At 40.8% G+C, this 22,592-nt stretch carries 21 protein-coding genes; 12 read left to right on the top strand and 9 right to left on the bottom strand.

Going from position 1 to position 22,592, the window contains the following annotated elements:
* The first annotated feature begins 97 nt into the window (after positions 1-97).
* From H6G96_RS07760 to H6G96_RS07785, 6 genes are all read left to right on the top strand, one after another.
* Positions 98-697 carry a heme-copper oxidase subunit III gene (locus tag H6G96_RS07760; RefSeq protein WP_190911045.1) on the top strand — a complete coding sequence of 200 codons (600 nt, stop codon included), beginning with the start codon at positions 98-100 and terminating at the stop codon, positions 695-697.
* A 93-nt stretch (positions 698-790) separates the two neighbouring features.
* Positions 791-1,276 carry a hypothetical protein gene (locus tag H6G96_RS07765; protein WP_190910909.1) on the top strand — a complete coding sequence of 162 codons (486 nt, stop codon included), beginning with the start codon at positions 791-793 and terminating at the stop codon, positions 1,274-1,276.
* Positions 1,277-1,477: 201 nt separating this feature from the next.
* A complete protein-coding gene (locus H6G96_RS07770; protein ID WP_190730857.1) occupies positions 1,478-1,651 on the top strand; it encodes a hypothetical protein in 174 nt (57 codons plus the stop codon).
* Between the two features lie 5 nt (positions 1,652-1,656).
* A complete protein-coding gene (locus tag H6G96_RS07775; RefSeq protein WP_190910910.1) occupies positions 1,657-2,268 on the top strand; it encodes a cupin in 612 nt (203 codons plus the stop codon).
* Positions 2,269-2,337: 69 nt separating this feature from the next.
* Positions 2,338-2,820 (top strand): ArsC/Spx/MgsR family protein, encoded by a 483-nt coding sequence (locus H6G96_RS07780; RefSeq protein WP_190910911.1) that lies wholly within the window; start codon positions 2,338-2,340, stop codon positions 2,818-2,820.
* 223 nt (positions 2,821-3,043) lie between these two features.
* On the top strand, positions 3,044-8,560 hold the full coding sequence (locus H6G96_RS07785) for an ATP-binding sensor histidine kinase (protein ID WP_190910912.1): 5,517 nt from the start codon (positions 3,044-3,046) through the stop codon (positions 8,558-8,560).
* A gap of 87 nt (positions 8,561-8,647) precedes the next feature.
* Here the strand turns inward: H6G96_RS07785 and cysK are convergent, their stop codons facing one another.
* Positions 8,648-9,607 (bottom strand): cysteine synthase A, encoded by a 960-nt coding sequence (cysK, locus tag H6G96_RS07790; protein ID WP_190910913.1) that lies wholly within the window; start codon positions 9,605-9,607, stop codon positions 8,648-8,650.
* Positions 9,608-10,624: 1,017 nt separating this feature from the next.
* Here cysK and H6G96_RS07795 point away from each other — a divergent pair.
* From H6G96_RS07795 to H6G96_RS07820, 6 genes are all read left to right on the top strand, one after another.
* Positions 10,625-11,047: a hypothetical protein gene (locus H6G96_RS07795; protein ID WP_190910914.1), complete on the top strand. Its 423-nt coding sequence runs from the start codon at positions 10,625-10,627 to the stop codon at positions 11,045-11,047.
* A 39-nt stretch (positions 11,048-11,086) separates the two neighbouring features.
* Complete coding sequence (locus H6G96_RS07800) at positions 11,087-11,368, top strand: hypothetical protein (RefSeq protein ID WP_100900566.1); 282 nt, start codon at positions 11,087-11,089, stop codon at positions 11,366-11,368.
* A gap of 2 nt (positions 11,369-11,370) precedes the next feature.
* A complete protein-coding gene (locus tag H6G96_RS07805) occupies positions 11,371-11,682 on the top strand; it encodes a hypothetical protein (RefSeq protein ID WP_190910915.1) in 312 nt (103 codons plus the stop codon).
* 507 nt (positions 11,683-12,189) lie between these two features.
* On the top strand, positions 12,190-12,552 hold the full coding sequence (locus H6G96_RS07810) for a hypothetical protein (protein ID WP_190910916.1): 363 nt from the start codon (positions 12,190-12,192) through the stop codon (positions 12,550-12,552).
* 136 nt (positions 12,553-12,688) lie between these two features.
* Positions 12,689-13,696, top strand: a complete 1,008-nt coding sequence (locus H6G96_RS07815; RefSeq protein ID WP_190910917.1) for an LLM class flavin-dependent oxidoreductase — start codon at positions 12,689-12,691, stop codon at positions 13,694-13,696.
* Entirely contained in the window at positions 13,686-14,060 is a 375-nt protein-coding gene (locus H6G96_RS07820) for a hypothetical protein (protein ID WP_190730848.1), read from the top strand. The genes H6G96_RS07815 and H6G96_RS07820 overlap by 11 nt, the downstream gene beginning before the upstream one ends.
* Positions 14,061-14,336: 276 nt before the next feature.
* On the opposite strand, the gene H6G96_RS07825 is transcribed toward H6G96_RS07820, so the two are convergent.
* The 8 genes from H6G96_RS07825 to hypF form a co-directional block, all read right to left on the bottom strand.
* Positions 14,337-15,605 carry an alpha-amylase family glycosyl hydrolase gene (locus tag H6G96_RS07825; RefSeq protein WP_277932898.1) on the bottom strand — a complete coding sequence of 423 codons (1,269 nt, stop codon included), beginning with the start codon at positions 15,603-15,605 and terminating at the stop codon, positions 14,337-14,339.
* Positions 15,584-15,919: an alpha-amylase family glycosyl hydrolase gene (locus H6G96_RS42300; protein ID WP_277932899.1), complete on the bottom strand. Its 336-nt coding sequence runs from the start codon at positions 15,917-15,919 to the stop codon at positions 15,584-15,586. The genes H6G96_RS07825 and H6G96_RS42300 overlap by 22 nt, the downstream gene beginning before the upstream one ends.
* Before the next feature lie 254 nt (positions 15,920-16,173).
* Positions 16,174-17,004: a hydrogenase nickel incorporation protein HypB gene (hypB, locus tag H6G96_RS07830; RefSeq protein WP_190910918.1), complete on the bottom strand. Its 831-nt coding sequence runs from the start codon at positions 17,002-17,004 to the stop codon at positions 16,174-16,176.
* A complete protein-coding gene (gene hypA, locus H6G96_RS07835; RefSeq protein WP_190910919.1) occupies positions 16,995-17,336 on the bottom strand; it encodes a hydrogenase maturation nickel metallochaperone HypA in 342 nt (113 codons plus the stop codon). The genes hypB and hypA overlap by 10 nt, the downstream gene beginning before the upstream one ends.
* 20 nt (positions 17,337-17,356) lie before the next feature.
* Positions 17,357-18,460: a hydrogenase expression/formation protein HypE gene (gene hypE, locus H6G96_RS07840; protein WP_190910920.1), complete on the bottom strand. Its 1,104-nt coding sequence runs from the start codon at positions 18,458-18,460 to the stop codon at positions 17,357-17,359.
* Between the two features lie 55 nt (positions 18,461-18,515).
* Positions 18,516-19,697 carry a hydrogenase formation protein HypD gene (hypD, locus tag H6G96_RS07845; RefSeq protein ID WP_190910921.1) on the bottom strand — a complete coding sequence of 394 codons (1,182 nt, stop codon included), beginning with the start codon at positions 19,695-19,697 and terminating at the stop codon, positions 18,516-18,518.
* 183 nt (positions 19,698-19,880) lie between these two features.
* Entirely contained in the window at positions 19,881-20,141 is a 261-nt protein-coding gene (locus tag H6G96_RS07850) for a HypC/HybG/HupF family hydrogenase formation chaperone (protein ID WP_190910922.1), read from the bottom strand.
* An 82-nt stretch (positions 20,142-20,223) separates the two neighbouring features.
* A complete protein-coding gene (hypF, locus tag H6G96_RS07855) occupies positions 20,224-22,572 on the bottom strand; it encodes a carbamoyltransferase HypF (protein WP_190910923.1) in 2,349 nt (782 codons plus the stop codon).
* Positions 22,573-22,592 lie beyond the last annotated feature (20 nt).

Here is a 22,592-nt window from a genome sequence, read left to right on the forward strand (position 1 = left end):
GGATTTTGGATGAAGAATGAAAATTTTGCCGCTTCACACTTCATTCTTCATTCAAGCTTCCACAACAGACGCAGCGCATAATATTGTCAAAAAATCTATGACTATAGCTACAACCACAAGCGAAGATCACAGTGCAGGACACGAAGAACATCCAGATTTAAGAGTTTGGGGATTGTTGACGTTCCTCGCTTCTGAATCCCTTATGTTTGGGGGATTTTTTGCCACTTATTTGTTTTTCCGGGGTACTACAGCAGTTTGGCCTCCAGAAGGAAGCGAAGTAGAACTACTTGTACCGACGATTAACACTATTATTCTAGTGTCTAGTAGTTTCGTCATTCACTTCGGTGATACGGCGATTAAAAAGAATAATGTCAAGAGAATGCAACTATGGTACGCAATTACCGCAATCATGGGGGCAATTTTCTTAGGTGGTCAGGTTTATGAGTACTCAACATTAGGATACGGACTGACTACCAACGTCTTCGCCAACTGCTTTTATATCATGACTGGGTTCCACGGTTTGCACGTTTTTGTGGGACTGTTATTGATATTACGTGCATTGTGGCGATCGCGTCTTCCCGGTGAATATTCTGCAACCAATCATACTTTCATCGAAATGACAGAAATTTACTGGCACTTCGTAGACATTATTTGGATTGTTCTATTTACCTTGGTGTACGTTCTAACTTTGTTTTAAATAGAGCATGGGGCATTGGGCATTGGGCATTAATTATTTCCCTCATCTCCCCCACTCCCCATTCCCTACTCCCCACTCACCAATAAATTTGTGATGCAAGCTAATACAAACCAATTCTCATGGTTCCAGGTTCCAGATGACGTTAAAAATCTCTTAATTTTAGCGGCACAAAATTGGGATAACACATCAGAATCGGAAAAATATATTCAACAAGCTTTAGCCCAAACTGGTGAGAATACAGATGTCTTAGTAGCAGCATATAGATTTTTCTATTATAAAAATAATTATTCTCTTGCACTGCAAACAACAGTTAAATTATTAGATAAAATTAAAGAAGTAGAAAAATTGCCTGATGACTGGGAGCAACTTAAGCCTATATTAGTCAATCGCAAAGAAGATCCACAAATTCGATTGTACTTAAATGCTTATGCTGCTTCTGGATTAGTGCTAGCCAACTTAGGAGAAATTGAGCAGGCAAAAGAAATCAGCGCCAAAGTCAAAGAGATAGACGAAAAGCATGATTTTGGAGCCGGTATTCTCCTGGATATTTTGACACGTCCAGCAGAAGAAGATGATTAATTAGTCAATGCACTTCTGGACAAGAAAAAGTTGGAGATGAGGGAGACAAGGGGACAAGGAGAATAACTCATGTCTCATTCTCAATGCTCAATACTTCTCTACGAAAGGCTGCGCCAACGACTTACCTCGACTCCGCTCGGCACGAGTCGCTCAGTACATATGTCCAATTCCCAATTCCCAATGCCCTTTTGGTGAAAAATCATGAACAATTGGTTATCTACCACATCATATTCCTCTTACTCCCTATTAGGAGCAGCTACTGATAGCAACTCTATCTTTCCTCCTATCACCATACCCACTAAAGTTCCTGGAGATAATAAGGTTCCTAATGTCTCTCCGATTATTATCATCCAATCTTCTCAGCTATCAATTTAAAAGTTATGAAAGGTAGGGATTGGCTGCTAACGGGGGACGGTCAGTATCAAGGCTGTAAATCTGTAAGAGCATGGAATTTGTTGAGAGAAAATTACCGCCTTTATCGGTTTTTAACCGAGGTGGAAGATGTTCTCAATAGTGTGGATGACGAAAGCAGTCGTCTACCAGAAATCCGAATGCTCGTAAGGCGCTTGATAGTAAATTCCTACTGGGTGCGAAGTCAACGTTTAGAGCCTTCGCCCAAAACAGGAACCTCTGTTTTACTCCTATATGATGAATTGGGTTTTCCGTTGACTGTGCAAACAGTAACATTTGCACCTGGAACCCGATCAAACATTCATAATCATGGGACGTGGGGAATAGTGGCGGTGTTACAAGGGCAGGAGAAAAATAGTTTTTGGCGACGCACTCCTAGCCCAGAATTTCAGGACAAAATTGAGCAGACGGGAGAGATAACTCTATTTCCAGGGGATATTATTAGCTTCACTCCCGATGCAATTCACTGTGTAGAAGCAGTGGGCGATGAACCAACTGTGACTTTTAATATCTACGGTGAAACTGATCCAAATGAGAGATTTGAGTTTGACCCAGTTAAGTGTAGTGCTAAAAACTTTTAGCATCACGCGGTAGAGGCGCACATTTGTGCGCCCCTAAAAACGAATAGTATTCTACTAAGAGGTAGTTGAATGGCAAGGGTAATTTTTTATAGCAAACCAGGCTGTAAAGGTGGTACTAAGCAAAAAGTTTTGCTAACAGCTGCTGGTCATGAGGTAATACCATACAACCTGCTAACAGAACCTTGGACAGTTGAGCGTTTGCGTTCATTCTTTGGCGATCGCCCCGTAGCCGAATGGTTTAATCCTTCCGCTCCCAAGATAAAATCTGGTGAGGTGGTTCCTGAAAAAGTGGATGAACAAACCGCTTTGGCGCTGATGCTGAAAGAGCCATTGTTAATTCGCCGTCCTTTATTAGAAGTAGGCGAACAGCGCGAGGTAGGATTTGATGTACAAAAAATTGATGCTTGGATTGGCTTACAAGCTGTGGATGAATCCTTGCAAGAAATCAGCGACAAGCTTTTGAAGCAAGATTTGCAAAACTGTTCCCACGGTCATGGTCATCATCATCAACATGGTCACGAACACCAAAAGCAAGGCAACTGTAAACATTAGTACAGGATATGGCAGTTCTCTGTTGAGTAGGTACTAAACCCCACCCCCAACCCCCTCCCCGCTTGCGAGGAGGGGGTTAAGATGCAACAATGCTCTCAAATATCAATATAACTTAGAGTGATCTTTGTAACATCTTGTGAAAATATACTGTGTTTTGTCACAAATGTTACAACGCTAAACTTGCATGGGCATATTAAGAATGCTTATATTGCAAGAGAAAACAATGACAGCTACTTTATCTGGTTATCAACTCCTCGAAACTCTTCACTCCGGTAGTAAAACCGTCATTTATCGGGGACGGCGAGAAACCGATAACGTCTCTGTCATTGTCAAAACTCTCCTGTGCGAACATCCACTCTTAGAAGACATTGCGCGACTGCGCCACGAATATCAAATTATTGAGCCTCTGCAAATTCCTGGCATTGTTAAAGCCTACGAGTTAAAGAATTATCAGCATGGCCTGGCTTTGGTTTTGGAAGACATTCCAGGTTGCTTGCTCCAAGAACTGATTGCAACTCAAACAACCACCTTAATTACTTTCCTCAAGGTGGGGATTAACCTAGCACAAATTTTAGGAGAACTTCACGCCCAACAGATTATCCATAAAGATATTAAGCCGCACAATATTTTAATTGACCCCGATTCTGGGGAAGCCAAACTGATTGACTTCAGTATCTCCTCGCGCCTTGATAAAGAAAATCCCACCTTGAGCAATCCTAATTTGCTCGAAGGTACGCTTGCGTATATGTCACCTGAGCAGACCGGCAGAATGAATCGAGCGGTTGACTATCGCACCGACTTTTATTCACTGGGTGTCACTTTATATGAAATGCTGACGGGTGTTTTGCCCTTTCAAGCTGTTGACCCGATGGAGTTAATTCACTCTCACATTGCCAAAACACCAGCCGCACCATGTAGCGAAACCGTGTGTCGCGTTTTGGAAGATGTGCCAGAAGCGATTAGTGCAGTTATTTTTAAATTATTAGCGAAAACAGCAGAGGAGCGGTATCAAAGCGCCTGGGGACTGAAAGCAGATTTAGAGGAATGTTTGTTTCAACTTCAAACGACTGGAAAGATTGAAAACTTTGTACCGGGAAGACAGGATAAATCTGGGCATTTTTTGATTCCGCAAAAGCTATACGGACGCGAAGCAGAAGTAGCAACATTGATGGCTGCGTTTGGGCGTGTGGCAGGTGGTAGCAGCGAACTTATGCTCGTCTCTGGTTATTCGGGAATTGGAAAGACGAGTGTCGTCAATGAAGTTCATAAACCGATTGTGGGAGCAAGGGGTTATTTTATTGCAGGCAAGTTTGACCAGTTCAAGCGCAATATTCCTTATGCATCCTTAATTCAAGCATTCCAATCTTTGATTGGGCAATTACTTACCGAAAGCGAAGCCCAAATCCAAGTGTGGAAAGAAAAACTCTTAAGCGCGTTGGGAGAGAATGGGCAAGTCATTATCGATGTGATTCCCGAAGTTGAACTAATTATTGGAACTGTGCCACCCGTAACACAACTGGGTGCGGCTGAATCTCAAAATCGTTTCAATCGCGTTTTTGGGCAATTCATTGGCGTATTCACGACCCAAGATCATCCTCTGGTTGTGTTTCTTGACGATTTACAGTGGGCAGATTCGGCATCGCTGAACTTAATTGAGCTATTGATGACAGATAGCGATGCCTACGGCGGCGAGCCACGCAAATATTTATTGTTAGTCGGCGCGTATCGGGATAACGAAGTGTCGCCTACCCATCCGCTTATGATGAGTTTGGACAAGATTCAATCTTCTGGTGCGGTGGTAGATAACATCGTCTTGACACCATTGCAGTTAAGGGATGTGGAAGCGTTAGTTAGTGATACGTTGAATGACACACAACACATCAAGCCATTAGCAGAATTACTATTCCACAAAACTGGAGGAAACCCTTTCTTCTTAACGCAACTGCTGAAAACTCTACATCAAGAAGACTTGTTAACGTATGAGTTCCATTCAGGAGTATGGCAGTGGAATATCCAACATATTCAAGCGATCGGTCTTACTGACCTAAATGTGGTTGAACTGACGGCAAGAAATATTCGTAAACTGTCTCTAGAAACGCAAGAAGTACTTAAACTAGCTGCTTGTATTGGTAACACCTTCAATCTGGATGTATTAGCGATCGTTAACGAAGCATCTTCTTTAATAACTGCGGCGCAATTGTGGTCAGCCCTGCAAGCTGGGTTAATTCTGCCATTAAATCAGGATTACAAAATTCCCTTAGCGTTTAGTCAGGAAGAATCAGTTGGGATTGGTTTAACAGATGTCAAGGTTGATTACAAATTTTTACATGACCGAGTACAGCAAGCGGCGTATTCTCTAATTCCCGATGAGCAGAAGAAAGCAACGCATCTGAAAATTGGTCAATTACTGCTGCTAAATACTACATCAGAAGAACGCAAAGAAAATATATTTGCTTTAGTTAATCAGCTCAATTACGGTGCTGATTTACTGATATTTGAAACAGAAAAATATGAATTTGCTGAACTCAACCTAATTGCAGGTCAAAGAGCGAAAGCAGCTACAGCACATGATTCTGCCGTTAAATATTTGCAAGTCGGTTTAGGACTTTTAGCAGAAGATAGTTGGCAGAGCCAATATGACTTAACATTAGCACTGCATGAGGAAGCAGCAGAAGCAGCTTTTTTAAACGGTGATTTTGAAGGAATGCAGAGGTTCGTTAAGATAGTACAAAACTGCGCCAAAACGCTGCTGGACAAAGTGAATGTGTATGAAGTCCAGATCCAAGCTTACATAGGGCAAAACAGGCTGGTAGAAGCAGTTAATACGGGGCTACAAGTTTTAAAGCTCTTAGGGGTGGAGTTTCCCCAAGAGCCGAACGCGTCAGATATTGGGCAGGCACTAGGGGAAACTGCGGCAATTTTGAGTGGAAGGCGAATTGAGGATTTAACTGACCTGCCTCAAATGAGCGATCGCTATAAATTAGCAGCTATGAGGCTCATGTCAAGTATCTTTGCTCCTGCATACATGGCTGCGCCAGCACTAGTTCCATTGACGGTGTGCAAACAAGTAAATTTATCCGTTCAATATGGTAATGCTTCTGTCTCTCCCTTTGCTTATGCCAATTATGGTCTTCTTCTTTGCGGAGTTGTAGGAGATATTGATTCAGGTTATCAGTTTGGTCAATTGGCTTTAACTCTAGTGTCAAAGTTAAATGCTCAAGAAATCAAAGCCAAGACACTCCTGATAGTAAATACATTTATCCGACCTTGGAAAGATCATCTGAGAGAAACCTTAGAACCTTTTGTGTCAGTTTACTCTAGCGGACTGGAGACAGGTGATTTAGAATTTGCTGCTTATGGTCTACTAATGTACTCTTATCTCGCTTACTTTAGCGGCAAAGAACTGACTGTCCTTGAAAAAGAGATGGCAATCAATAGAGATGCTATTCATAAAATCAAGCAAGAAACACCGCTTCATTATCTAGAAACCTATAGGCAAGCTACATTAAATCTGCTCGGAAAAAGTGAAAATCTCTGTCTTCTAAAGGGTGAAGCCTGCGATGAACAGATTGCGTTTCTATTACACGAGCAAGCGAACGACAGATTGGGAGCTGCGTACATATATTGGAACAAACTTTTACTTAGTTACTGGTTTGAAAATTATTCAGAAGCGATTGAAAATACTGTCATAGCAGAGAAATATCTGGACGTAGTGATAGGATTGCCTCTTGTTCCTCTATTCCATTTTTACGATTCTTTAGTACAGCTAGCAGTGTATTTCGATCGCCAAGAGTTAGAGCAAAAGGCAATTCTTGATCGCGTCCGAGCTAATCAAGAAAAAATGCAGAAATGGGCGCATCATGCCCCAATGAATCAATTACACAAATTTTATCTAGTAGAAGCAGAACGGCATCGGATTTTAGGGGAAAAAATCGAAGCCATCGAGATGTACGACAAGGCGATCGCACTTGCCAAAGAAAACGAGTACATCAACGAAGAAGCCCTCGCCCACGAACTCGCTGCCAAATTCTATTTGTCATGGGGTAAAGAAGCGATCGCTCAAACATACATGACAAATGCTTACTACGCCTATGGCAATTGGGGTGCGATCGCTAAAGTCAAAGATTTAGAAGCACGCTATCCCCAATTGATTGTGCAATCAAATACAGAAAACCTACAAACGAATTACCTGCAAACTATTCAAACAAGCTCTACGACTACCGGAGGCAGTCAACTTCTCGACTTAATCACGGTGATGAAAGCTTCACAAGCCTTGTCAGAAGAAATGGTGCTGAGTCGCTTGCTCGAAAAATTGATGAAAAATGTCATTGAAAATGCTGGCGCTCAACAAGGTTACTTTATTGCTAAACACGAGAATAAATGGATGCTAGAAGCGACGGGAATAGTTGTAGGTAAGGAGGTTAGTGTTGTTGTTAACGCAGAGGATAAAACTAATTCATCCTTACTCCCGGTTGCCTTATTCAATTATGTCGAAAGAACTAGAAAGAATCTGGTTTTAGGGGATGCTGTTAAAGACTCTCGTTTTGCTGCTGATGCTTATGTTACCACTTACCAATCTAAGTCCATTTTGTGTTTACCATTGATTCACTCTGGCAAGTTTACTGGTCTTCTTTATCTAGAAAATAATCTCATTTCTGGTGCGTTTACCGCAGAACGGGTAAATGTGCTGAGTCTGTTGATAGCACAAATTTCGATTGCGATCGATAACGCTCGTCTCTACACCAACCTGCAAGCTTACTCGGAACAACTGGAAGCTAAATCACAAGAACTCGAAGCTAATAATGAAGCTTTGCAAGCATCCGAAACGCGAGAGCGAGAAAAAGCGGAACAACTCGAAAAATCTTTCCATAAATTGCAACAAACTCAGGCTCATCTTGTGCAGACTGAGAAAATGTCAAGCTTAGGGCAACTAGTAGCTGGCGTTGCCCATGAAATCAACAATCCAGTCAATTTTATCTTTGGCAACCTAACTCATGCCAATGCCTACACCCAAGATGTGCTGGGACTGCTGGAACTTTACCAGAAACATTACCCATCTCCCCACCCAGAGATTCAGGAAGAAGCGGAGGCGATCGATCTAGAATTTGTGCTGGAAGACTTGCCTAAGCTACTGTCTTCTATGCGGGTTGGGGCAGACCGAATTCGGCAAATTGTCGCTTCCTTGCGAACCTTCTCACGCATGGACGAAGCCGAGATTAAAGCTGTTAATATTCATGAGGGAATTGATAGTACTCTAATGATTCTGCAACATCGCCTCAAAGCAAAGTCAGATCGTGTCGGTATCGAGTTGATTAAACATTACGGCAATTTGCCACAAGTGGAATGCTATGCAGGACAGTTAAATCAAGTGTTTATGAATGTGTTGAGTAATGCGATCGATGCTTTAGAAGAGTCATTAGTCGACAATCAAGCACAAATAACAACTCCAACTATTACTATTTACACTGAGCAAATTGATACTCACCAAGTTGAAATTCGGATTGCAGATAATGGTCTAGGTATACCAGAGTCCGTTCGGCAACGTCTGTTTGATCCTTTCTTCACTACAAAACCTGTAGGTAAAGGAACAGGTATGGGCTTGTCGATTAGTTACCAAATCGTCACCGAAAAACATGGTGGTTCACTCTCTTGCACTTCAGAACCCGGTAAGGGAGCGGAGTTTCAAATCCGCATTCCAGTTTGCCAGGAAATTAGTAAGAACGTTGCTGCTGATGTCTAGAGGCTGAAATACTACTCTTTAAGTAGTTACAACAATTTTCATTTGCATGAAGTAGGGGCGTACAAATTTATGCCCCTACAGCTGTCTTTAACGTACCCCAGCAGTTTCTAAAGCTAAGTCTTGAAACATGGGTGTGCTGAGGTAACGTTCGCCAAAGGAAGGCTGAATCATTACAATTAAACGTCCGGCATTTTCTGGGCGTTTACCTACTTGAATTGCGGCACACAAAGCTGCACCAGAAGATATCCCAGACAATAAGCCTTCTTCTTTTGCCAAACGTCGCCCATAAGCGATCGCTTGTTCATCGCTGACTCTAATTACTTCATCAACCAATTCTAAGCGGAGAACATCGGGGACAAATCCAGCACCAATACCTTGAATTCTGTGTGGCCCGGCTTCACCGCCGGAAAGCACTGGGCTGTTGCTGGGTTCAACTGCGATCGCTTTAAATGTCTTCTTGCGCTGTTTGAGTACTTCTGCAACCCCAGTAATGGTTCCACCAGTACCTACCCCAGCAATGACGATATCCACTTCCCCGTCTGTATCTGTCCAAATTTCTTCTGCGGTGGTTTCCTGGTGAACTTTGGGATTAGCAGGGTTGCGGAACTGTTGCAGCATAAAAGCATCAGGAGTATTAGCCACAATTTCTTCGGCTTTGCGAATAGCTCCCCGCATTCCCTCAACGCCTGGTGTTAACTCCAAAGAAGCACCATAAGCTCTGAGCATGGCCCGTCGTTCTTGGCTCATTGTTTCTGGCATTGTCAAAATCAAACGATAGCCACGCGCTGCTGCTACCATCGCTAGAGCAATTCCTGTATTACCAGAGGTAGGCTCAACTAAAATGGTTTTTCCAGGGGAAATTGAGCCAGCAGCTTCTGCTGAGAGTACCATACTTAACCCAATGCGGTCTTTCACCGAAGCTGCTGGGTTCATCCCTTCTAATTTGACAACTATCCTTGCTACTACTCCCTCAGCTTGAGGAATCTTGTTCAGTTGAACTAAAGGAGTCCGTCCGATCAGTTCTGTTATGTCTTGAGCAATCCGCATTATTATTTAACTCCTAAAATCCTAAATCTTAGTACAAAGTATTTACTTGTAACAATAAGCTTTTGTGTATTTAATTTGCCGTTTAGTGTCAATGAGTGCATATACTAGGTATTCTAACTAAATCACAAAATATGAAAGTTTAGGAAGAACCTTTATCATATGTTCCCATTGATTCTCACTTCAGCGGAAGGCTAGCTTGCCATACTTATATTTTACCATTTAGAATTGCTGACTATTGCTTATTGGGCATAAATTCTGTATATATGCATAATTTTTACCATTATTTTCAATCTCCTCTATATGTTATGGAAATCTAATTTACTTTCATAACATTTAATTGTTTTTCCTAATTTATTAGTCTATCTTTATCAAAAGACATTGATATTTGCTTTTGAGTGCAGTTTTTGTTTATCGAAATTTGCATCAAAAACAGTCCTTAATCATTGCCTACCCTGCTTTAAGGTTGAGTACAGAAATACCAGAACCCCACCTCACAAACACTAGAACCCCGTCCTAAAAACACTAGCACCCATACCCCAATTAATTTTTGTAAGACTTATCAGGCAAGGATTACAAGCTTTGAGTACTATTCTAATGAATTTAATAATCTTAACAGGGCTAGGGTAAACTGTTTTGTGGAGAGCGGCTGATATAAATCGTATAGGATTTACGCAGAGATTCCCCTCTACCCCCCAACATTCCTGAGCGAAAGCTCAGTGAACTAGGGGGGACTTCTTAATCTCTCTTTTGAGAGGAAGATGAAATCAGGTTCTCTGAATCTGAGCGCGTTATTTCTGGCTGATTAACCCTACGTTTTGTGAAAAGCTTGGTAACTTTTCAGTGGTCAGTAGTCAGTGGTAATTATAAAAATGACTGGCAACTAACGATTGTAAACTACCATTTACAGATATTTTAATATCAAACCTGTTTAAAAAGTAGAAATATATAACTACTTTAAATAAACAGCAAAAGATATTTTCTTGCTGAGTGCATACTACCTAGCAAGGGAGAGCCGAGATGAAAGCCAAACTTTTAAATCTTCTCACAGTTTGCGTAGTTACCTTAGTAGTGCTTTCTCCAGGAGTAGTAGTATTTGGCATAGTTTGGGAACGACATTTGGAGTTAGTAAAATCCCATAATTTAGCCTGCGAAATTAACAAGACTAGTAGAAATGCTCCTATCTTGGCTTCCCGGACAGAGGGTACACATTCCCCTCAGACTAGCATCAAATCCTCTGACCGTAATGTGATTCATCAAATGCTGACTGTTGCTGAACAATCTAAATTTGCCACAATCCTACAATGGTTCTTCTTGCTAATCCCTATTTGTATTGGGTTAGGGATTCTTTTTTACGACAGATATCTTGTTCATCGTGCTGCTGTTTTAAAAGAACAAGTTGAAATGTTGGAAAGGCTATGGCAGCACAGTATCGAACAGTAACCAATTCACAATTAACTCACTAAAATCAACAAAATTACTATGTCAGAGCAACGCCAACAACTGTATTTCAATCTGATTGATGAGCTACTCAAATGTCCTAATGGTCAGGAACCAGAAGTTTTGGAAAGTAAGCCAGAATTGATTGATTCTGGATTTGTAGAGACAATGCTACAAGTAGCAACTATGTTTGCCCATGAAGGCAATCAAGATGGTGCTAAGTTTTTATTTTTTGTAGCGCGTGAGCTAGCTAAAGAACTGGGTTTATACCCGGAAGTTTCCAATCCTGAAGTTGCAAATACTGAAGCTGCAAATAAGGAGTAAAAATGCTGTTGACTTCAACGGATGCGGGACAAATAGCTTTAGAACTGCTCATGGCAGATTGGAATATTTCAGAAGAGAATCGGGAGTGGTTTACAATCTTTAGCTCTCATCTGATTGGTGAGAGTTGGTACACTGTCGAATTGGGTGTAGAAGGATTTCCCGATAGATGGTTTATTCAAGTATATGACACTGGAGAGTGCGATCCAAACTATACATTTATATCACCAATCCGTGGTTCTGAAGGATTTACGGACTTTGTAAATGTGCCGGATATTGTAGCAGAAGTCTTAGTTTGCGAACGCAATGCTCGATAATAATTAAAAAGACAAAATTTAGAATTCAACATTAAGATATGCTATTTAAATGCATTTTCTTTGAATTCATATTTTTTGATATTAGAGTATTTGGGTGCATCTTACCTTTGCAAATATCCTTGTAGATTATAAATCGTGCTTAGTCTTGCAAATCAAGTTCGCCTACGCTGACTAAGAAAACAAGCAACTGGGTTAAGCGCTAGTAGGTTGGGTTGAGGAACGAAACCCAACAAAGCCTCAGAAATGTTGGGTTGCGCTTTGCTTAACCCAACCTACAATTTTACACAAAGCCAAATGTATGTCGTATAGCTGCGAATTTCATTCGCCTATACTAGGGGTACTCTAATCAATACTTTCATATTTAAATATAAAGATGCTTTACGCAAATTTGAGGTAATACTAAACAATGTATGCCTCTTTTTCTTGTAATATTTAATATTTTATTTAAGCCTATTAGGCTATTTTGCCACGTTTAATTGATAAAATTATGTTATATTAAATAGCGTGATGGACGCTACAGAAATATCAGTTCCAATGATTGCTGAAGATATCTTAGCCAAAGAATTCACAAGAGTCCTCAACGAATACTACCCAAAAGTTGGAGAATTACTAGACGGGTGTTATGTGAAAGTCATTACCTGTTTTTGGGGACGACCTGCGAGACGCTTGCAATATATAGGAGTTTATTGCTCTGACGAAATGATTTCCTGTGTGCAAGCTCACAAAGAAATACTCAGAGAAGTAGCAGACAACATGGGTCTAGTACAGGTAGTCTGCATGAATGCCAAACGATTATTGCGCGATCCGATGTCGAACATCAAACACAATAACCCACGTCTATGGTTGGAGTTACAGTGGGTTGCAAATTAGTCTTTGATCGCATTAATGGAGAGGAGTAAAGGTGTTTGTAGTGAAAACTTTAGTCCTCAAATATTTAAGCACGCTTAGTGCTTACTACGAACCTATCGACCACTAGAATAGCCAGCACAAAGTATTAACGCAAGTAATGAAAACTGGAATTTTCTGCAATTACGATAATCATCACCAAGATGCTCGTCGTGCCATCTTTGAGCAAGTCGCGCTGATAAAACAGGCAGAAAGTTTAGGTTTTGAGTCAGCCTGGGTGAGTGAGCATCATTTTAGTGAATCCAATCTCAGCCCCTCTATGTTGCTGTTAATGGCACATTTGGCGGGGCTGACTTCAACTATCCAATTAGGCACTGCGGCGGTGTTACTGCCATTCCATAACCCGATTCGGGTAGCGGAAGATATCGCCACTCTGGATAACCTGTGCAATGGACGATTATTATTTGGGGTTGCTAAAGGCGGCCCATTCCCCCAACAAAACAAGCATTTTGCGACACTCCCAAGTGAATCCCGTCCTAGGATGCTAGAGGCGATCGCACTGATTCACAAGCTGTTATATGAAACTGATGTATCATTTAATGGCAAGTATTATCAATGCGATCGCTTAACAATTTACCCAAAACCATTGCAGAGTCAAATACCAGTGTATGTTGCCACTGGTGGCGATGATGGTATCGAGTTTGCTGCTAAACATTCCTTCAGCTTGATGGGTGGGCCGCCATTCTCCCTACAGAGATTGAAGGATACTGTTGCTAAATATCGAGCCTTAAATTCTAGTGGTGCAGAAAATTTCGTGCTGGCACGCTTTTTTTATGTTGGCAAAACATTTGATGAGGCAGTGAGTGAGGCATTACCTTTCATTCGCCAATTTAGCAAGAAAATGACAGCTAATTCGGCTGAAGTATTGCAAAATAGTGCGAATCCCAACCAAAAACCATTTGATCGCACAAACATTTGTTTCGATGAAGATTATTTGATTGAGAACTCAATTATCGGTGATGTGGAGACTTGTCGAGACAAAATCAAGAAATTTCAAGACGAATTAAATTTAGGTACGTTAGCACTCAAACCCTCGTCTTCGGATATGCAAAAAAACCTGGAGAGTTTGACGCGCTACAACCAAGAGGTGCGAAATTATGTCTTCTAAACTATATCAGCTTCCTCCCGATGATTTACCTCCATCTGAGGTAACAAAAGAGGATGGAATGCTGCAAATGGAGCTAGAACAGTCTACTGGCAGATGCTTTTATCTAGCCTGCGATCGCATTACGCGAGTACTGTTATCTAATTGTCAGTGGTATGTCACAACAAATGCTAGTATTCTAACATTAATTGTTGACTGTCCTGACTTAGTATCTTACTGGCATATAGTCAGCAATATCGCCCAGTTAGGTAATAGGTTAGAGCGGTTTGCTAGCAACGGTAAAATTCGCGTTTATCCGCCATTTGGCAAGGGGATGCCATTTGAAATCAGCGTAAATGAAATATCAGCTTATCGAGATTGGCTGTGAGGTAAATATAAACTGGGAATCACACAAAATATAGCTGTCTTACACCCTGTACTCCTAAAGTACAGGGTGTTGCAATTTTTATCAAAGTTGTAACTTCTTAAAATACCAGTTTTATGGAATAGAATTTACCATAATTAGTTACGTTTCTCACAGTCATTGCACCCCACCCCGCCAAAGCTATGCTTTGTCTCCCCTCCCCGCCTGCGGGGAGGGGATTAAGGGGTGGGGTTCTTCGGGTTTAATTAAGTAATCAGGCAAACAGATAGTTAGCTGTAGCTACGCCAAAATCGCCATTCCTGAAGGAGGCAAATCAATTCGCACAGTTGCGCGACGGTCGTCAAGATGTTGTACAGCTACAGTTTGTCCGCGCGGAGGGTAGCGTAAATATGAATCACTCCAATCGCTTTTGTATAAAAAGGTCATAGTCGAGTCTGGAGGATGCATATAAGTATCTACTGTAACTTCTGCACCGCGATTTTCTAAGCCGTTGGTATTCAGCACCATCAACACTTCTGTGTCAAATAAAGTCTGTGACCAAGCAACTAATTCGCCTTGTCCGGGAATCGAGAAGGGGGAGTCATAAAAGGATGTTTCGCGCAGGTAGTGATGTCCACGGCGCAATGCTTTACCAATTTTATCGTGACTGTTGCGAATACGAGCGATCGCAGCTATCCGTAAATAGGTAGGATGTTCGATATCGAAGAAATGACAGCCTGCTGTTTGAAATGCGCCAAAAGCACCGCCAAACATTGCTTCTTTGATATATCTATCTTCGGCAAACCTGCCACCTTCTATGCTGTTATCGTGATAACCTTCATTCCCATGAAAAGCCTGTTCTGTTCCATAATAAATAGCAGGAATTCCTGGCGTAGTTAATTGCACTCCGACAGCATGGGCAACTTGTTCATAAAGATTAGGCACATTACTGTTTGCCGCAAATCGCTGCTTATGATTACGGAATGACATATCATCATCATCCAAAATGGAGACATGATATGTCCCAATTTGACGGTATTCTCCTGCCAGATTGTTTTCGCTATACAAATCAAAAAATTGCTTTGGATGTACTAACCCTTTTGCAAATGCAGTCAATTCATTTGGGGCGTGTACGCTGTCTAATACAGCAGTGAGGTTGCGACCAATAATATCTATGTACGCACCAGACATACTACCGGAAGTCATTTCCCCAGTCAATAAAAAGTTGTCTTTACCGATAGATTCGGCGTATTCATGAATTGCTGTGCAGAATTTGCGGGAATCTTCTGGAGAAAAGTGTTTGAGGCTATTTATCCTAAAACCATCGCAGTCAGAAAGAGCAATCCAATATTGATAAACTCTTGCTAAAGCTGCGATCGCATCATTTTTGTAAAACCAGTTATCAGCGCTCTGGTTGTATACTACATCGAGGATGACATACATCCTGCGATCGTGGGCAGCATCAATTAAATCTCTTAAATCTTGACGAGTGCCAAAGTGGGGGTCAATATTTAAGAAGTCTTGGATGCGATCGCTGTGGTAAGCTTCTAATTCGAAGCTTGTCGCCAAGGTGGATTAATCCACAGTCTTGTTACTCCCAATCGCTGCAAGTAGTCTAACTTACTCTTAATTCCCCTAAGAGTACCACTAACAAACTTTGTCCCTGCTGCCATCCAGTCGGCTTTGTCTTTAACCTGGAATTTTGAAGGGTTGCTGCGGTCAAAAAGTTCCCTTTGATTTTCATTATCATCACTGAATCTATCTAATATGAATTGGTACAAAAACTGGTCGCGCCAATTGATAGGACTCGGATAAACTCTCCCTCGTGGTTTCAGGTTTGTTTCAGAGAGTTGCTGGGGTGTCAATTCTTCAACTTTAGCCATGAGGATTTACGCACAGATAGGAAAACGGCAGTATGCATTTCCTATCTTGCAAAAATACTTCCAGTTTTCATTAACCTACAGACAGATTTTGTAATTGAGTGGCTTAATTTTGTGATGATAGGTTTTTAAAATTATCTTTCTCTTCCTTTGTATCCTTTGCGTCCTTCTCTAACGAGACGCTGCGCGTAGCTTGCTTCTCCGTAGGAGTATGCGGTTCGTTAAGAAAAATTGCCTATCCTTCAAGCGGTAAGAGATTAATGCTGACAATTTTTTAAGTTTTCAATTAGCCAAGCATACCACTTCTCTAAGCCAGTACTAGAAGTTGCAGAAACCTGAAAAATCTGAATTTGGGGATTGATTTGTCTAGCATAATCTATGCACTTTTTAACATCAAAATCTACATAAGGCAGCAAATCAATTTTGGTGAGAATCATGATGTTACTAGCACGGAATATATGAGGATACTTTAGCGGCTTATCTTCTCCCTCCGTGACGGAAAGAATCACCACTTTTGTCAGTTCTCCCAAATCAAATAAGGCTGGACAAACCAAATTTCCGACATTTTCAATCATCACAACTGAGTTTAGTGGCGGATTCAGTTGTTGTAAACCCCTCTCTATCATTGATGCATCTAAATGACAGCCTGTTCCAGTGTTGATTTGGATGACTTTAGAACCTGTTTCTTTTATTTTTTTGGCATCGTTAGCCGTTTCTTGGTCGCCTTCAATTACACTAATAGATAATTGATGCTTTAAATCATTAATAGTTTGCGTCAACAGAGTTGTTTTCCCAGCACCGGGAGAACTCATTAAATTTAAAGCGAGAATATTTCGGCCTTTAAACCATCCGCGATTTTGGGCAGCTAGCAGGTTATTTTTTGCTAATATATCTTGTTCTAAAGATATGGTTGTATTATGTATTTTTGCATGAATTTGAGGGGCTTCTATATGAGTGTCATGACTGTGGGAATGAGTGATGACAGTTCCATCTGGTAAAGTGTGAGTATGATTATGTTCAGTGTTATCTGTTTCTAAATTTGTAATTTTTATTTCGCCATCATCATAACAACCGCAGGTTACACACATAATTCCTCTATTTCTATTTCTTTAATTTTCAGTTCTTCACCAGTAATTAAATCTAATTGCACACTACCACAGCTACAAATACCAAATGGTTTATCTAAATAAATTTCTGCACCGCATTGGCGACATCGCCCTAAGCCGGGAATGTCCAAAATTTCTAATGTTGCCCCTTCTAAAACTGTACCTTTGGTGCAAATATCAAAACAAAATCGGATAGCATCGGGCATAATAGCTGAAAATTTGCCAATTTCTAATAAAACTCGCTGCACTTTTGCGCCTTTAGCGTGTTCAGTCACAATTGCCACAATATTTTGGGTAATTCCAAATTCGTGCATATTATAAAATCTATTAAGGATTAACAAATTCGTGGCAATTGGTCGCCTACCAGCATATCAACAATTCTTTCAGCGCCAAAAACTGTTTTTAACAATACGATACCTGGGGGTGAAGGAATAACTTCGCCAATAATACAAGCATCTTTGCCTGCTGGGTGTAATTTCATAGCTGATAAAACGTTTTCAGCATTCTTTTTTGGAACCACTACAACTAACTTACCTTCATTAGCTAAATATAACGGGTCTAAACCGAGAATTTCGCAAACTCCGTTGACTTCTTCCCGCACTGGAATAGATTCTTCGTACAAACGAATTCCTACATTTGAACTGAGGGCAAATTCATTTAATACTGTGGCTAAACCACCGCGTGTAGCATCTCGCATAGCATGAACTTGGGGACATACATGGAGAATATTTTTTACTAAACTATGCAACGGTTGACAATCACTTTCAATATTAGTGTCTAAGGCTAATTCCCCACGGGCAATTAAAATGGCTGTTCCATGATTGCCTATTTCACCATTAATTATTATTGCATCTCCAGGTTTAATATTGTGGGCAGAAATACTAATTCCTCGCGGGATGATACCAATACCAGCAGTATTAATAAAGAGTTTATCGGCAGCGCCACGATGTACAACTTTTGTGTCACCAGTGACAATTTGAATACCCGCTTTTTTTGCGGCTGCGTTCATACTTGCTGCGACACGGCGTAAGGTTTCTATAGGTAATCCTTCTTCTAAAATTACACTACAAGTTAAATATAAAGGTTTAGCACCGCTTACAGCTAAATCATTAATTGTGCCATTGATGGCTAATTGTCCTATATCACTACCAGGGAAAAATAACGGGTCTACAACATAAGAATCTGTTGTAAATGCGAGTTTATCTCCTTGTTGGAAAAGAGGGGCTAAGTTGAAGCTGGCTTGGTCTTCTAATTGCGAGAGAATTGGGTTATCAAAATTGCTGACAAAGATTTCGTCTATTAAATCACGCATGGCTTTACCACCGCTACCATGTGCGAGAGTTATATGAGTATCTTGCACTTTTCCTTGGCGACGGCGGACTTGTTCTATTTTTTGGAATAGGGGATTTTGGATTGGGTTTGTGGGGGGGAAATTCATATTATTTTTTTTAACGCAGAGGACCGCAAAGGGAAGCGCAGAGGTACGCGGAGTATTAGAAGTCTGAGGAGAAGCCGCAGGCGGGGAGAGGTTCTTGAGTTATTTTTGGTTTTTGGGTGATTGTTCTTTTGGCAATGGTGGAGAGTCGTCCATATTTGTAATAGGCTGCACAAGCACCTTCGGAAGATACCATGCAAGTACCGATTGGTGTTTCTGGTGTGCAAGCTGTACCGAATACTTTGCATTCCCAAGGCTTTAAGACTCCTTTGAGAATTTCTCCACATTTACAAGCTTTATGGTCGGCTACTTTGAGATTAGGAATGGTAAATTTAAGTTCGGCATCAAATTGGGCATATTCTGGTTGAATTTTTAATCCTGAATAGGGGATGTCACCTAAGCCACGCCAATCAAAACTATCTCGCACTGCGAAAACTTTATTTATGGCTTGCAGGGCTACTGTGTTTCCGCTTTTTTGGACAATTCGGTTATATTGATTTTCGACTTCACAACGATTTTCTACTAGCTGTTGCAATAGCATCCAAATTGATTGGAGAATATCTAAGGGTTCAAATCCTGAGACGACTATTGGCTTATTATATTGTTGGGAAATAAATTGATATGGGTCAGTGCCAATTACCATGCTGACATGGCCAGGCCCAACAAATCCATCTAGTTGTAAGTCGGGATTATCTAATAGTGCTTTCAGGGCGGGAATCACGAGGACGTGATTGGAAAACATACTAAAGTTGTCAATTTTTTCGGCTGCTGCTTGCAAGATGGTGAAAGCGGTGCTGGGGGCTGTGGTTTCAAAGCCTAATGCGAAGAAGACTACTTGTTTGTTGGGGTTATCTCTGGCAATTTGCAGGCTATCTAAGGGAGAGTACACCATACGGATGTCTGCACCTTGTGCCCTGGCTTGCAGTAAAGTGGTTTTGGAACCGGGAACTCGCATTGCATCGCCAAAGGTGGCAAAAATGACGTTATGATTTTGGGAGATTGCGATCGCATCATCTAATCTCCCTTTTGGCATAACGCATACTGGACAACCAGGGCCATGAATTAATTCAATGGCTTGGGGTAATATTTCTTCGATACCGTATTTAAATATGGAATGGGTATGTCCGCCACATACTTCCATGATTTTGATGGGTTTTTCTAAGCGGTTACATAATTTGGCGATTTCGCGGCGTAAGGCTTCTGCTTTTTTCGGTTCGCGGAATTCGTCAACATATTTCATAAAGATTTGGGAATAGTTAATTTCGCTTTTGTGGTAGGGAGTTTTTTTTTACGAACCGCATACTCCTAAGGAGAAGCAAGCTATGCGCAGCGTCTCGTTAAAGAAGAACGCAAAGGGCGCGAAGGAAGAGAGGAAGAAAGAAAGATGCTTGAAACTATTTTTTTGTGTGAGAGAAAATATTATTTAAGTACTAATTCCTGCTTGTGCTGTTGCTAATTCTTGGAAGAGTTGTAATGTTTCTGCCGCTTCTTGTTCGTTAATTCGATTCATGGCAAAGCCAACATGGACTAATACCCAATCGCCAATACAAGCTTCGGGGGGATGTTCTTCATCAACGATACAAGCAATATTTACTTCGCGCTTCACACCACCAATATTAACTAGTGCTAATTTATGGTTAACGTTGGTAATTTCTATAATTTGTCCGGGTATTCCTAAACACATTTTTTTATTCTTTTAGATAAACTAACCGCAGAGGCGCGGAGAACACAGAGAGAATTATTTGTGACATAAAGCTTGTAAAATCTCAAGACTTATGTATTAATTGTGCGGCTGCAATAACTGTTTGTCCTAAAGATAACCCGCCGTCATTAGCTGGAACTAAGCTGTGAGTAAGTACTTTTATCCCCAATCTTTCTAATCGTTTGGTAACTTGCTCTAACAATATACAATTTTGAAATACTCCTCCTGTTAGCGCTACCTGAAAAATCAGATTTTCTTGAGAAAGATATTTAACCATTTGCACAATTGCATTAGCTAAACCTTTGTGAAATTTGGCAGCCATAACTGGTTGTGGAATTTGCTGCTGTAAGTCATGGAGCAATGCTTGCCACATTGGACGCGGGTCTATATAATAAATCCTATCTGAAAAGCTAAAGTTAAAAGGATAGATTAGCGTTTCTTTATCATTATTTAAGCTGCTAACATCTACTAAAGCTTCCATTGCGATCGCAGCTTGTCCTTCATAGCTACATCCATCTCTATAAATACCGATAGCCGCCGCCACTGCATCGAACAGCCGCCCCACTGAGGAAGCTAGAGGAGAGTTAATTTTTTTCTCTATAAGTTGATTCAGTAGTTTTAGTGGCTTATTTTTCAGAAATTTTACGATTTCTAAATCAGCATACTGTTGCTGACAATCATCCCAAAGGTTAGCAGCTATTAATTGGGCGTAGGTATTACGCCAAGGCTGATAAATTGCTTGTTCACCACCAATCATTGCCACTGGTTTAAATGTTGCTAGTCGCTGAAATTTACGGTAATCTGCTAAAAGAAATTCTCCGCCCCAGAGTTTACCATCATCACCGTAACCTAAACCATCTAAAGCTATACCTAATACTGGAGGTGAATTTAAAGGAATTCCATTTTCTGCCATGCAAGCGGCGATATGAGCGTGATGATGTTGGATTTGATTAATTTTGATTTGCTTTGTATCTGCGAGTTCTTTACCAAGTTTGCTTGATAGATACTCAGGGTGTTTATCAATGGCGATTACTTTTGGTTTATGTTCAAATAAATTAGAGTATAAATTTAAAGTTTCCTGATAAGCGTTAAAAGCCACAGCATTTTCTAAATCTCCTAGATGTTGAGAGAGAATGGCTTCTCTTTGACGCAATAAGCAAAAGGTATTTTTTAACTCACTACCCATTGCTAAAATTTGCGGTACATTGTCAAATCCTGATGGTAAACTAATTGGTGCTGGTGCATATCCTCTGGCACGCCGAATTATTTGGACTTTATCGCCGATAACTCTCACCACCGAATCATCTATCCGATTAATAATTTCTCGATTGTGAAAGATAAAATAATCAGCTATTTTTCCTAATTTTTCCCTTCCTTCGTCATTATCAATACATTGTGGTTCATCGGCAATATTACCACTTGTTAAAATAATTGGGCGATTCATCCGCCGTAAAATTAAATGATGTAAGGGCGTATGAGGTAGCATGAAGCCGAGAGTATTTTGCTTCGATGCTATCGATGGTGCTACTACTTTTTTACCTGTTGCTTGTAGTAAAACAATTGGTGCAGCAGAACTTGTCAATAATTCTTTTTCTTTGGCGTTGACTGTGCAATATTCTTCAATTACCTTAATATCTCGCGCCATTAAAGCAAAAGGTTTATGATAGCGCTTTTTACGCTGACGCAGTTTTTGTACAACGGTTTCCTGAGTTGCATCGCAAGCCAGATGAATACCACCTAACCCTTTAATTGCGACAATCTCACCCTTTTGCAACAAGGTACAAACGGCATCAACATCATCCAGCATAGAAAACATGGAAGCAGTAACTGATTTACCATCAGCACGTTCTAACCAAGCTGTGGGGCCGCAAACATGACAAGCTACAGGTTGAGCATGAAAACGGCGGTTTTCAACATCGTGGTATTCCTTCGCACATTCGGAACACATAGCAAACGCAGACATACTGGTATTGCATCTGTCGTAAGGAATTGCACGAATAATACTCAGGCGAGGGCCGCAATGAGTACAATTAGTAAAGGGATAACGATAAAAGCGGCTAAAAGGGTCGAATATTTCTTTTTGACACTGGAGACAAGTGGCTGCATCAGGAGTAATTTCTGTTTTAATGGCATTACTGACACTAGTAGAAATCACAAAATTATCAAATTTTAATTCACTTTTATAACTAATTCTTGTTAATTCATTGATTCTTGCTAACGGTGGACATTCGGTTTGCAATCTGGCAACAAATTTGGTGATTGCTTCTTCACTACCAGATACCCGGATTAATACACCTTGTCCGTCATTACAAACATCTCCACCCAAACCGCAAGCTTTAGCCAGACGATATACAGTAGGGCGAAATCCTACCCCTTGAACAGTACCGCGAACTCTAATTTCTTCAGTCGCCATACAAATCTAACTTTTAAAAA

The organism is Nostoc sp. FACHB-892 (assembly GCF_014698795.1).
Lineage (GTDB): Bacteria > Cyanobacteriota > Cyanobacteriia > Cyanobacteriales > Nostocaceae > Nostoc.